This window comes from Kribbella sp. NBC_00382, from assembly GCF_036067295.1.
In the GTDB taxonomy this organism is placed as follows: domain Bacteria; phylum Actinomycetota; class Actinomycetes; order Propionibacteriales; family Kribbellaceae; genus Kribbella.
The window spans coordinates 7,225,389-7,238,074 of record NZ_CP107954.1 but is presented as its reverse complement, the minus strand read 5'-3'; the positions used below and the strand labels follow the sequence as shown (position 1 = coordinate 7,238,074).

The following is a 12,686-nucleotide window of genomic DNA, read 5'->3' as shown; positions in this document are numbered from 1 at the left end:
CGCGATCCGGTCTCGGAAGGAAGTCTCCTCGATGACGACACCTGCTCTGCATCCGCAGCATCTGCGTTCCTGCCTGTCACGGTTTGTGACGGGCGTCGCCGTGATCAGCTATGAGGTCGACGACCAGCCACGCGGTGTGACGGTCAACTCGTTCACTTCGGTCTCGATGGAACCTCCGCTGATCCTGGTTTCGCTGGCCAAGACAGCGAAGGCGACGGCCAACCTGGAGGACCGTCCCTTCACGATCAATGTCCTGAAGGCCTCGCAGCTCGATATCGCCATGCAGTTCGCCGGCCGCCCCCGCGCGGGTCTCGAGCTGAGGTGGCTGCCGAGCAGCGAGGGTCTCGCTCCTGCATTGCACGGTGCGTTGGCGACATTCCGCTGCCGCCCGTGGAAGGCGTACGACGGTGGGGATCATGTCCTCCAGCTCGGTGAGGTCATCGAGGCGGAGGTCAGCGAAGACCCCGAGCCGCTGCTGTTCGACCGCGGTCGCTTCGCCATGGTCGGACTCTCGGTCCACGACCACCCCCGCGTCCTCGATGCCGGCCCCATCATCGGCGGAGGCATCGTCCAATCCCACCTCGTTCACCACTTGGCCGGTTGACCCCCGGCTCGCCTTGTCCCACCGACCCGGCACCCGTGTTCCGTCCCGGCCCAGAAGGAGACTCAGTGAAGGTCACCATGTTCGCGCAGGCGCCGTACCGGTATCTGCCAGATGATTTCGAAACCGACCATGAGTCGGTTTGCAGCGTCCCGTACTCGCTGACGACACGAGAGGGGGTGTACTCCTCGATGCGCGACTTCATGGACGAGCTGATGCTGGGGGCCCGGTCGGGATTCGACGCCGTCGCGGTGACCGAACACGGCCAGAGCAGCTATGACATGGTGCCCAACCCGGACCTGGTGGCCGGGGCGCTGGCGTACATGACCGAGGCCGAAGGCCTCGACGTCGGCATCTATCCGATGGGCCGTTCATTGGGGAAGTCCAGGGAGCCCCTCAGGGTCGCCGAGGAGTACGCGATGATCGACGTCATGTCCGGCGGCCGGTTGGTACCGGGCTTGGTCGTCGGCCTTTCCTACGACGCGAGCATCAACAACGGCGTACCGCCGATGGAGGTTCGCAGGCGGTTCGACGAGAACCTCGAGCTGGTGCTGCGCGCCTGGCGGGAGCAGACCCCCTTCGCATTCAACGGCCGATTCTCCCAGTACCCGATGGTCAACATGTGGCCACGGCCGCTGCAGCAAAACCTGCCCGTTTGGATCACCGGCATCGGCAATCCCGCCACCATGCAGATGTGTCTGCTGCGTGGCTTCGGCTTCAACTACCTCAGCTGGTTCGGCGCCAAGCTCACCGGTCAGCGCATCTTCGACCGGTTCTGGGAGATCGCCGACCAGGTCGGCGTTCCCCGCAACCCCTACCGCCTCGGGTTCCTGCAGACAATCGCGATCTCCGAAACCGACGAGCGCGCCGAGCAGGAGTACGGAGCCCACCTCGAGTACGCCTTCCGCAAGGGGCTGGGCTCGATCCCCATGGAAAAGCTCGCGCTGCCCGGCAACATCGACATCCGCGGTGTCCAGGCCATCCTCAAGGACCCAGGCGACTTCGGCCTCTACAGTCAGATGAAGACCGCTACCTACCGCGACCTCGTCGAGGCGGGGGTCGTCATCGCCGGCTCACCGGCCACTGTGCGCGACCAACTGGTCGACTTCTGCCGCTCCTACGGCATCGGCAACCTGCACGCGATGCTCGGCTTCGGTTCGCTGCCCCGCCACCTGGTGATGAAGAATATCCAGCTGTTCTCGGAAGAGGTCTTGCCGCATTTACGCGACCTGTGGACCGACACCGAGCATCAGCACCACTGGTGGCCCGAGCGTCTCGGCGGGTCTCCCGCCGACGTCCACGTGCCGACCAGCGACGAGATGGCGGGTGCCCGATGAGTACCCAGGCGACCGAGCCGACCATCACCGAGGAGATCATCTCGGTCTGGAACGGGAAGATCACCATGCGGGTCAAGGTGGCCGGCGCCGGCACACCGCTGCTGTACCTGCACCCTGCCGCAGGGCTGGCATGGGACCCGTTCCTGAGCCATCTCGCCGAGCGATACACGGTGTACGCCCCTGAGTTCCCTGGCACCAGCGTTGGTGACCCGCATGCCATCCACAACATCGACGACCTCGGCGACGTGGTGCTCGCCTATGAGGAGCTGGTCCGCAAACTCGGCCTCACCAAACCGGTCGTGGTCGGACAATCCTTCGGCGGCATGCTTGCCGCCGAGCTCGCCTCGACCTTCCCCGACCTGCCCTCCGCTTTGGTCCTCCTCGACCCGATCGGCCTCTGGCTGGAAGATCACCCACCGGCCAACTGGATCATCACGCCTCCCGACAAGCTGCCCGCTTTGCTCTTCCACGACCCGTCCAGCGCCGCAGCCCAGGCGATGCTCGCCATGCCAGAAGACCCCGACCAGCAGATCGCCGCCATCGCAGGCATGGTGTGGGCTTTCGGGTGCACCGGCAAGTTCGCCTTCCCCATCCCCGACCGCGGGCTACGCAAGCGGCTGCACCGTATCAGTGTTCGCACGCTGGTCGTGTGGGGCCGAGATGACCGGTTGGTCAACGTGGCCTACGCCGACGCTTTCGCCAACGCGGTGGCCGGCAGCAAGGTCGCCATCATCGACGACTGCGGACACATCCCCCAAGTGGAGAAGTACGCCGACACGGTCACGGCCGTCGACGAGTTCCTCGGCTAGACCCGCCTCCATTCGCCAAACCGGTCCCCGCTCGCTGCCTGCGGGGCGGGGACCGGGCCACGGTCCGACTCGGAGACAGCCCATGAAGATCACCCGCATCGAGACCATCCCGTACTCGATCCCGTTCACCAAGCCGCTGTACTTCGCTAGTGGCGTGGTCACCTCCGCCGAGCACGTGCTGGTCCGCGTGCACACCGACGAGGGGCTGATCGGCACGGCCGACGCACCGCCGCGGCCCTACACCTACGGCGAGACCCAAGCCAGCATCGCTGCGGCCATCAATGACCTGTTCGCGCCCGGCCTGATCGGGCTCTCACCGCTCGACCGGGAGACCGCGCACGCCCACATGAACCGCACGGTCGGCAATCCGGTCGCCAAGGCCGCGGTCGACATGGCGTTGTGGGATCTGGTCGGACTCAGCCTCGGCGTGTCCGTCTCCCAGCTCCTGGGCGGCTACACCGACCGAATGCGCGTTGCCCACATGATCGGCTTCTCCGAGACCGACGCCATGGTCGCCGACGCGCTACGCATGCGAGACCAGCACGGCATAACCAGCTTCAAGATCAAGGTCGGCCGCCACCCCATCGAACTCGACATCCAGGCCTGCCTCGCCGTGCGCGATGCACTCGGTCCGCAAGCCGAGCTGTACATCGACGGCAACCGCGGCTGGACAGCCGCAGAGTCGCTGCGCGCTCTGCACGCCCTGGACGGCGTCGGGCTGCTGTTTGCCGAGGAGTTGTGCCCTGCCGACGACGTCCTTGGCCGCCGCTGGCTGGTCCAGCACAGCCACCTACCCATCTACGCCGACGAAAGTGTCACCACCCCGGCTGAAGTCACCCGCGAGGTCCTCGGCGGCGCCGCCACCGGAATCTCTATCAAGACCGCGCGCACCGGGTTCACAGCCTCGCAACGAGTCCTCAACCTGTGCCAGGGACTCGGCATCGAAGTCGTCATGGGCAACCAGATCGACGGACAGGTCGGATCCCTGTGCACCGCCACGTTCGGCGCCGCGTTCAAGGCCACCGCCGGACGCCCTGGAGAGCTGTCGAACTTCCTTGACATGAGCAACGACCTTCTGGCTGAGCCCTTGGCCATCGAGGACGGTGTGCTGCTCCTGCCTCAACGTCCCGGCATCGGCATCGAGATTGACGAAGCCAAACTCGACCGCTACCGCCAAGACCGCTGACACGAAAGAGATGACACCCATGACCACGACCCACGAATCACCGAGCGCCGCCGACTCGGGCGCCTCCGCCAGCGAATCGTTCAAGGCAAGCCTGGAGCGACGCGGCTCCGCCGCATCCTCGAGCGAGCGAGTCGCGACCGTCGTCACCGGCATACTCAAGGGCATCCACGACGCCATCCGGGCCAACGACGTCACCTATCCCGAGTTCCAGGCCGCCAAGGCGTGGCTGATCTCGGTCGGCGAGGGCGGTGAGTGGCCGCTGTTCATGGACGTCTTCGTCGAACACGTCGTCGAAGAGGTCGCCGCGCAGAATCAGAAGGGCAGCAAGGGCACCATCGAGGGCCCCTACTATCTGCCCGACCAGATCCGCCTCCCATCGACAGCCACCCTGACGATGCGCGAGGACGAAGCCGGGACACCGCTGGTCTTCCAGGGCCAGGTCCGCGACATCGCCGGCGATCCGCTAGCCGGTGCCGAGGTCGACATCTGGCACGCCGACAACGCCGGTTACTACTCCGGGTTCGCCGCGCACGTACCGACCGGCAACCTGCGAGGTGTGATCGTCACGGATGACCGGGGTCGGTTCGAGATCACCACCGTCCAGCCCGCCCCGTACCAGATCCCGCACGACGGCCCCACCGGCGCACTTATCGAGGCAGCCGGCTGGCACCCCTGGCGCCCAGCCCACCTCCACCTGATGATCCGCGCAGAGGGTCATCGAACGATCACCACCCAGCTCTACTTCGCCGGCGGCGAATACCTCGAGTCCGACATTGCGGATGCCACCAAACCCGAACTCATCCTCGATCCCACACCCGAGGACGACGGCACGGCCCGCGTACGGTACGACTTCGAGCTCGAGCCCGCCTAAAGGTCCAGGACTCCGGACGGAGAACCCATGATGTTCCACGTCCGCATGGACGTCGCGATCCCGCACGACCTAGACCCGGCCGAACGACAACGCCTCGTCGATGAAGAACGGCAGCGCGCTCAGCAATTGCAGCGCGACGGCGTCTGGGTCCACCTGTGGCGTGTCGTCGGCCGCTACAGCAACGTCAGCATCTTCGATGTTTCGTCCACCGACGAGCTGCACGACGTGCTCTGGTCGCTGCCGCTGTTCCCGTTCATGGACATCGAAATCACAGCCCTCACCCAGCACCCCTCCGCCATCGACCGACACCCGATTGACCCGTCCGCGGATCGAACGGACTGAATCGGCTGATCTCTCACTGCGAGACAGGAACCATGGTTCTCCTATCGACCACACGCCTGGCTGGCGAGCCGAACGCCAAGGACCTCCTGATCGTCGGTCCCTCACTAGGGACGGCGATCGAGGCCCTATGGCAGGAGACCGCAACCCTGCTCGGCTCCCATTTCGAGGTGATCGGCTGGGATCTGCCCGGCCACGGTCGCGGCAACCCCGCCACCACCGCCTTCGACGTGGCCGACCTCGTCGACGCAGTCCGCCGCATCGCAGTGGAGAACGCGGCCGACCGTCGCTGCTGGTACGCAGGCGTCTCCCTAGGCGGAACGCTTGCTTACGAATTCTCCCTACGCCCAGAACCCTTCTGCGGCACGATCGCCATCGCCAGCGGACCTCGCATCGGAACACCCGAAGCGTGGCTGGAACGCGCCAGTCTGGTCCGCCACGCCGGCATTGAGGCCGTCTTGGCAGCCACCCCCGCCCGCTGGTTCGCCTCCGGCTTCACCGAGCGCCACCCCCAGGCGGCCCAACGCTTGCTGCACTCGCTGGCCGCCACCGATCCGGAGTCATACGCCCTGGCCTGTGAGGCACTCGCTCGCTTCGACGCCACCAGCTCTCCCGCCGCTCGCCTTGTCGGTGGCCGCCACGCATCCGCGCCGCCTCCCGACTCCACCAATCTGATAGCGACTCGAATACCGCTGCTCGTACTGGCCGGCGGGCTCGATCCAGTCGTGCCCGCGTCGACGAGCCGAGCCGTCACCGGCACCATCGCCGAAGCCAAATTCGAACTCCTGCCCGACAGCGCGCACCTTCCACCAGCAGACAACCCGGGCGGAGTCGCCTCCGCCATACTCCGCTTCGCTGCGGACACTCAGCGCGAAGGCTCAGATACCGTCCGATCTATCCGCTGACTAGGTAGCACCCCAGGGGCTTGGGCTCGGCCGCTGCCAAGACCAGTTGTCACTCGAACGAAAGCTGTGACCGCAAGCCGAACAGCCGCCTCTTCACGACGCCAAGTTCAGTAGAGAGGTGGGTGATTACACGCCCGGCGGCTGAGATACGCAGGAGTATCGGACGCATTCCTCACACCTCGGTCGTGACGGCAGGCACTACGCGGAGCGCTCAAGGGGACACACCATGTGACGACGGGTTGTTCACCACGAGGAGGTCGGGATGGAGCAGTACGAGCTTTACTGCCTCGCTGATCGACTGTTCTACGACACCCCGACCAACCGTGGCGCCGAGGATCCGGACTTCGCCGCCTGCGCTCGGCCGATCCCGAGTGGATGGGACCACTACGCGGGCGACGTCTGGATGCACTACGCGCCGTCGGAGGCCGAGCTTCCCCAGCAGGGCTGGAAGATCCACGTGTCCGCCGGCCTCGACGATGCCGAGCGGGCGATCGCCGCGATCTGGGAGTACTGCGTTCCGCGCGGTCTGGCCTTCAAGTTCCTTCGCAGCAAGCCCGTCGCGGTCATGCTCAACTCGAAGGCGGCCGCCCGCGGGTCCAGCGGCAAGCTCGTCACCATCTATCCGGCCGACGACGCCCAGCTCGAGCTCGTCCTCAAGGAGCTGGATGGGCTGCTCGCCGGAGTCCAGGGACCGTACATCCTGAGCGATCTGCGCTACGCGACCGGCCCGCTCTTCGTCCGGTACGGCGCGTTCGTCACCCGGTACTGCCTGTCGGACAGCGGTGAACGGGTCTACGCGCTGGCGGATGCCGAAGGCCGCCTGGTGCCCGATGTCCGTTGGCCGACCTTCTCGGTCCCCTCCTGGGTGTCGCTGCCGTCGTTCCTGGAGCCGCATCTGGAGGCCCGCAACGCGGTGACCACCAACGAGCTGGCGTACGTGATCGAGAGCGTGATCCAGTTCTCCAACGGCGGTGGCGTGTACCTCGGGCATCACCGCGACAGCGAGGTCAAGGTCGTACTGAAGGAAGGCCGGCCGCTGGCCGGGCTGGACGTGATCGGGCGGGACGCGGTCGCTCGGGTCGGGCATGAACGCGACATCCTGCAACGGCTGGCGGGGCTGGACGTCGTACCGGCTGTCCACGACTACTTCACGCTCGGGGACCATCACTTCCTGGTGCAGGAGTTCGTCGACTCGAATCCCCTGCAGCGGTTGATCGTCCGGCGCTATCCGCTGACTCGGCCGGATGCTTCGGTCGAGGAGCTGAAGTTGTATGCCGCATGGGCGCTCGGGGTGCTCGCCGATGTGTCGCTGGCGGTTGCAGCGCTGCATGAGCGTGGGGTGGTCTTCAACGACCTCCACCCGGGCAACATCCTCGTCGACGCGGACGGCCGGCTGGTGCTGATCGACTTCGAGGTGGCCACGTTGGCTACCGAGCAAGCTCGGTCGGCGTTGGCCCACCCCGGTTACGCGGCTCCCAGTGATCGCCAGGGTGTCGAGGTGGACCGCTATGCCTTGGCCTGTATGGCGCTCGGGTTGTTCGCTCCGCAGTCGACGATGTTGCTGCGGTTCCACCCGTATAAGGCTGCGCAGCTCGCGGATCAGATCAGCTCGACCTTCTCGGTGCCTAGGGCAACCTTCGATCAGGCGGTCGCGACCATCGTCGGTGAGCAGCCGGTGATGCAGCCGGACCCACCGCTTCCAGGTAAGGAGTCGTGGCCGGACGTGCGCGCGGCGGTGACCAAGGCGATCATCGCGAGCGCTACGCCGGAGCGGGAGGATCGGCTGTTCCCGGGGGACATCCAGCAGTTCGAGCCGGGTGGTGGCGTGAACTTGGCGCATGGTGCGGCCGGGGTGCTGTACGCGCTGGCTCGATGTGGGGGCGGGCGCTTTCCGGAGTACGACCAGTGGTTGCGCAAGCATGCCCACGACTCGGGGATCGGCGCTGGACTCTACAGCGGGCTCCACGGGATTGCCCTTGCGCTGAACGAGCTCGGCTACCGGCAGGATGCCCTCGACGCGATCGACCGTTGCCTGATGCAACCTGTCGACGTGCAGGAGCTCGGCCTGTACTCCGGCCTGGCAGGCATCGGCCTCAACCTGTACGACTTCGCCGCCGAGCCGGCCGTCCTCGCGGCCGCGACCCGCGTCGTAGACCAGGTCGCCGATCGCCTCGGTGGACCTGCTGACGTCCCCGAGCTCAGTGGCGAAGGGCGCCCGCGGGCCGGGCTGATGTTCGGATCGTCGGGACCGGCGCTGCTGTTCCTGCACGCCTATGAGCGTTCCGGCGACAGCGGTCTGCTCGACCTCGCGCGGATCGCCCTGCAGCAAGACCTGCGTCGCTGCACGACGGACGACCACGGCATGCTGCAGGTCAACCAGGGTTGGCGAACGCTCCCGTACCTCGAAGAGGGCTCTGTCGGTATCGCCCTAGTGCTCGACCGCTACCTGCGCCACCGCCCGGACGAAGAGCTCGCCCCGGCCCTCGAGTCCCTGCGGAAGGTTACCCACTGCGGGTACTTCGTGCAGCCCGGCCTCTTCATGGGCCGAGCCGGTCTCCTGCTCGCCGCAACCCAGCTCGACCCGACCGTCCAGGAACAGCTGATCGCCGGCCTCGGCTGGCACGCGCTCCCGTACGCCGACGGGCTGGCGTTCCCCGGCAACCAGCTGCTGCGCCTGTCGATGGATCTCGCGACGGGCTCGGCCGGTGTCCTGCTGGCCCTCGGAGCCGCGCTGCACGAGCAGCCGGTGGCTCTCCCGTTCCTCGGACGCGTCCCGTCGTCCGATCCCTTCGAGCCTGGAAAGGAGGTGTAGAACATGGCACTTCTCGACCTGCAAGGTCTCGACGCTCCGACTGGAGGCGGCGGTCACGGTGGCGGCGGCAGCACGCTGACCGTCCTCGGCTGCGCGTCCCAGACCCCGAGCAACGTCAGCCTGGTGCTGTGCCACTAGGCACCCATAGGTCCCGGGCGGGATCCGACAGCCCGCCCGGGACCGCTTGCTGGAAGGAGCGCCGTGTGAACCTGAGCTACCCCGAGGCCGTGCGTCAGGCCGGCGTCGAGTGCCTGCACGGCCACCAGGTGGCGGATCCGTATCGCTGGCTGGAGGATCCGGCCGATCCCCGGACGCAGTCCTGGCAGCTGGCGCAGGACGAACTCTGGCTCACGCAAGCTGCCGCCCTGCCCGGCCGCTACCGCTTCCGGGCTCGCGTCGCCGCCCTGAGCGATGTTGAGACCACCGGTACGCCGACCTGGCGCGGCCCGCGCCAGTTCTTCCTGCGACGGAACGCCGGCCAGGAACATCCCGTCTTGATGACCGATGACCGGATCCTGGTCGACCCGATGCGTCTCGACTCCTCCGGTCTGACGACGCTCGATCGCTGGCAGCCGTCGCCGGACGGCCGGCTGCTGGCCTTCCAGGTGTCGCAGGGCAACGAGGAGTCGGTACTACGGGTGCTGGACGTCGACACCGGTGAGATCGTCGACGGGCCGATCGACCGCTGCCGCTACTCCCCGGTGGCCTGGCGCACGGACGGCCGGTCTTTCTACTTCGTTCGCTCACGACGGTTGTACCTGCACCGCCTCGGACAGCCGGACGACGCGCAGGTGCTGGCGGGCGAAGCGGCGTACGGGCTGGAGATCAGCGCTGACTGCAGATGGCTGACCATCTCGGCAGTAGTTGCCGATCGCAACGATGTCTGGATCGTCGATCTGAGCCGCCCTGACTTCGTCCGGGTGGTCGCCCAGCAGTGCGTCGACGCCCGTACTGCGCTGGCTGTGGGACCGGACGGCCGGATGTACATCGCGACGACCCTCGGCGCGCCCGCCGGCCGGATCTGCGTCGGCGACCCGGTTGAGCCCGGCCACGAGGAGTGGCGAGAACTGGTCGCTGAAGAGCCGGGCGCACCGCTCAGCCAGTTGGCTGTCCTCGACGGCATGCTGCTCGTCGCGCGGATGAGGCATGCCGTCAGCGAGTTGACCGCGTACGACTTGCGAAACGGTCGTCGGCTGCACCGGGTACCGCTGCCCGGGCCGGGCACGATCGCCGACCTCAGTACCCGGCCTGGAGGAGGCCACGAGGTCTGGTTCAGCTACACCGACAGCGTCACTCCGCCGACCGTCTACCGGTACGACGCGCGCACGCTCCAGGTGACTCCGTGGGCGGTGGAACCCGACGCCGGACCGAGGATCGACGCGCGCAACGTCAGCTACCGATCGCGAGACGGTACGCCGGTCCGCATGGTCGTGCTCGCGCGCAAGAGCAAGCGGGAGCCACGTCCCACGCTGCTTTACGGGTACGGCGGATTCGGGCTCTCGCTCACTCCCAGCTACTCGTCTTTCGCGCTGGCCTGGGTGGAGGCCGGTGGGGTGTTCGTGACGGCGAACCTGCGTGGGGGTGGTGAGCAGGGTGATCAGTGGCATCGGGCCGGGACGCTGGACTCGAAGCAGAACGTCATCGACGACTATCTCGCCGCGGCCGAGACGTTGATCGCGGACGGTTGGACCACGCCCGGTCAGCTCGCGATCTGTGGTGAGTCCAATGGGGGACTGCTGGTCGGGGCGGCTCTCACCCAGCGGCCGGAACTGTTCGCCGCCGCGGTCTGCTCGGCGCCGTTGCTGGACATGGTCCGCTATCAGCAGTCGGGGCTCGGCGCTTCGTGGGTGGGGGAGTACGGGTCGGTGGAGGATCCTGAGCAATTCAAGGCGTTGCTGGCCTATTCGCCGTACCACCGGGTGGCTCCGGTCGACTATCCGGCGGTGTTGTTCACGGTCTTCGGGGCCGATACCCGGGTCGATCCGTTGCACGCGCGCAAGATGTGTGCGGCGCTGCAGCACGCCAGCACTGGTTCACGGCCGATCCTGCTGAGGTACGAGCACGATGCGGGCCACCTGCCGGCGGCGGTCAGCCGGGGTGTCGGGCTGGCCGCCGACATGCTTGCCTTCTTGGCTTTCCACACCGGGTTGACCCCGTGACCACCTTCGGCGCGGTACTGCGACGCGGGCGGGGCTGGCTCCCGTTGATCGGTGCCGCCGCCCTGCTGGGCAACCTCACCGTCCTTGCCCTGCCGGCAGTCCTTGGCCGCGCCGTGGATGCCATCAGCCCCACGGCTCACCTCGACCCGAGCGGTTGGGTGTTGGTCGCGTGCGGGTTGATTGCTCTCGGCATCTTGTGTGATGTCGTCGAGGTGATTGCCGGTACTGCCTGTGTGGCTGGGACGGCGGCGTGGCTCCGGCACGGGCTGGTCGCTCGGGTGCTGGCTGCGGGGCCTCGTGGTGTGAGCCAGTTCGACACTGGTGATCTGGTCAGTCGGGTGTCGAGCAATGCTGTTGATGCGGTTCGGGCTGGTCCGGCGACACTCACGGCTGTCACTGCGGCGGTACCGCCGATCGGGAGTCTGGTACTGCTGTTGCTCATCAGCCCGTGGCTGGCTGCAGCCTTCCTGGGTGGCGTGTTGCTAGTAGTCGCCGTGCTGTGGTTGTTTGCGCGCCGGACGGCTGAGATCAGCCTGGCCTACCAGGAGACGCAGGGCCGGATCGCTGCGACGCTGACGGAGGCACTGGCCGGCCTGCGGACGATTGCGGCCGCGGGGACGGCTCAGCGCGAGGAGGAGCGGATACTTCGCCTCCTGCCGGAGTTGCACGCGCGTGGGCTGAGGACCTGGCAGCTACTGGCCCGCTCGGGAGCACAGGCAGCCGTGGTCGGTCCGCTGGTGCTGATCGCTGTCCTGGCGGTCGGAGGTATCGAGTTGGTCGACCATCGGATCACGGCGGGCGAGTACTTCGCGGCAGCGCAGTACGCCGTGATCGGTGCTGGTCTGGGCAGCCTCACGTCAGTGCTTGGGCAGCTGGCTCGGGCGCGGGCCGGCATCGCTCGGGTGGCCGAGGTGAGTGCGGCTCTGCCCGTTGCCTACGGTGCTCTCTCGTTGCCGGTGGGGCCAGGTCGGCTGGTCTTCGATGAGGTCACTGTGCGAGCGGGCGACGAGCTGCTGCTGGATCGCATTCACCTGGACCTGCCTGGTGGGGCTGCTGTGGCGGTGGTCGGCTCGAGCGGTGCAGGCAAGTCCGTACTGGCCGCTGTCGCCGGTCGCTTGCAAGACCCCGACTCTGGTCAGGTACGGCTCGATGGAGTTCCGCTGGGCGCGCTGAGCCACGCGGCGTTGCGTCAGGCGGTGGGGTGCGCATTTGAGCGGCCCGCCTTGGTCGGGTCGACGGTAGGCGACGCGATCGGCGTCGGCGTGGTGCCGACCGACCAACTGCTCGCGTCGGCTCGCGCTACCCACGTCCATGAGTTCGTCAGCCGGATGCCCGATGGCTACCGCACGCCGCTCGCCGAGGCACCGCTGTCCGGTGGCGAAGCACAGCGGCTCGGACTCGCCAGGGCGTGGGCAGCCGAACGCTTGCTCATCCTCGACGACGCCACCTCCAGCCTCGACACGGCAACCGAGCGACAGATCACCGAAACCTTGATGGGCGACCACCACCGGCGAACCCGCCTGATCATCACCCACCGCGCCGCCACCGCAGCCCGCGCAGACCTGGTCATCTGGCTCGACCACGGCCGGGTCCGAGCCGTCGGCCATCACGACGACCTGTGGCGCGACGCCGCCTATCGAAAGGCCTTCGGGTGAAGCGCGAACTGG

The 12,686-nt window shown here is 67.2% G+C and carries 11 protein-coding genes; all 11 read left to right on the top strand.

Features of this window, described 5'->3' with window-relative positions:
• The first annotated feature begins 31 nt into the window (after nt 1–31).
• The 11 genes from OHA70_RS34135 to OHA70_RS34085 all read left to right on the top strand — a co-directional run bounded on the left by OHA70_RS34135 (nt 32) and on the right by OHA70_RS34085 (nt 12,674).
• On the top strand, nt 32–604 hold the full coding sequence (locus OHA70_RS34135) for a flavin reductase family protein (protein ID WP_328324790.1): 573 nt from the start codon (nt 32–34) through the stop codon (nt 602–604).
• A 65-nt stretch (nt 605–669) separates the two neighbouring features.
• Nucleotides 670–1,938 carry an LLM class flavin-dependent oxidoreductase gene (locus tag OHA70_RS34130; RefSeq protein WP_328324788.1) on the top strand — a complete coding sequence of 423 codons (1,269 nt, stop codon included), beginning with the start codon at nt 670–672 and terminating at the stop codon, nt 1,936–1,938.
• Nucleotides 1,935–2,747 (top strand): alpha/beta fold hydrolase, encoded by an 813-nt coding sequence (locus tag OHA70_RS34125; RefSeq protein WP_328324786.1) that lies wholly within the window; start codon nt 1,935–1,937, stop codon nt 2,745–2,747. The genes OHA70_RS34130 and OHA70_RS34125 overlap by 4 nt, the downstream gene beginning before the upstream one ends.
• 82 nt (nt 2,748–2,829) lie before the next feature.
• Nucleotides 2,830–3,933 carry a mandelate racemase/muconate lactonizing enzyme family protein gene (locus tag OHA70_RS34120; protein WP_328324784.1) on the top strand — a complete coding sequence of 368 codons (1,104 nt, stop codon included), beginning with the start codon at nt 2,830–2,832 and terminating at the stop codon, nt 3,931–3,933.
• A 19-nt stretch (nt 3,934–3,952) separates the two neighbouring features.
• Entirely contained in the window at nt 3,953–4,804 is an 852-nt protein-coding gene (catA, locus tag OHA70_RS34115; RefSeq protein WP_328324782.1) for a catechol 1,2-dioxygenase, read from the top strand.
• A 27-nt stretch (nt 4,805–4,831) separates the two neighbouring features.
• Nucleotides 4,832–5,146 carry a muconolactone Delta-isomerase gene (gene catC / locus OHA70_RS34110; RefSeq protein WP_328324780.1) on the top strand — a complete coding sequence of 105 codons (315 nt, stop codon included), beginning with the start codon at nt 4,832–4,834 and terminating at the stop codon, nt 5,144–5,146.
• Between the two features lie 32 nt (nt 5,147–5,178).
• Entirely contained in the window at nt 5,179–6,048 is an 870-nt protein-coding gene (locus OHA70_RS34105; RefSeq protein ID WP_328324778.1) for an alpha/beta fold hydrolase, read from the top strand.
• 262 nt (nt 6,049–6,310) lie between these two features.
• Nucleotides 6,311–8,860: a class III lanthionine synthetase LanKC gene (gene lanKC / locus OHA70_RS34100; RefSeq protein WP_328324776.1), complete on the top strand. Its 2,550-nt coding sequence runs from the start codon at nt 6,311–6,313 to the stop codon at nt 8,858–8,860.
• Between the two features lie 3 nt (nt 8,861–8,863).
• Nucleotides 8,864–8,998: a SapB/AmfS family lanthipeptide gene (locus OHA70_RS34095; RefSeq protein WP_328324774.1), complete on the top strand. Its 135-nt coding sequence runs from the start codon at nt 8,864–8,866 to the stop codon at nt 8,996–8,998.
• Nucleotides 8,999–9,063: 65 nt separating this feature from the next.
• On the top strand, nt 9,064–11,019 hold the full coding sequence (locus OHA70_RS34090) for a prolyl oligopeptidase family serine peptidase (protein ID WP_328324772.1): 1,956 nt from the start codon (nt 9,064–9,066) through the stop codon (nt 11,017–11,019).
• A complete protein-coding gene (locus OHA70_RS34085) occupies nt 11,016–12,674 on the top strand; it encodes an ABC transporter ATP-binding protein (protein WP_328324770.1) in 1,659 nt (552 codons plus the stop codon). Before OHA70_RS34090 ends, OHA70_RS34085 begins: the two co-directional genes overlap by 4 nt.
• The last annotated feature ends 12 nt before the right edge of the window (nt 12,675–12,686 follow it).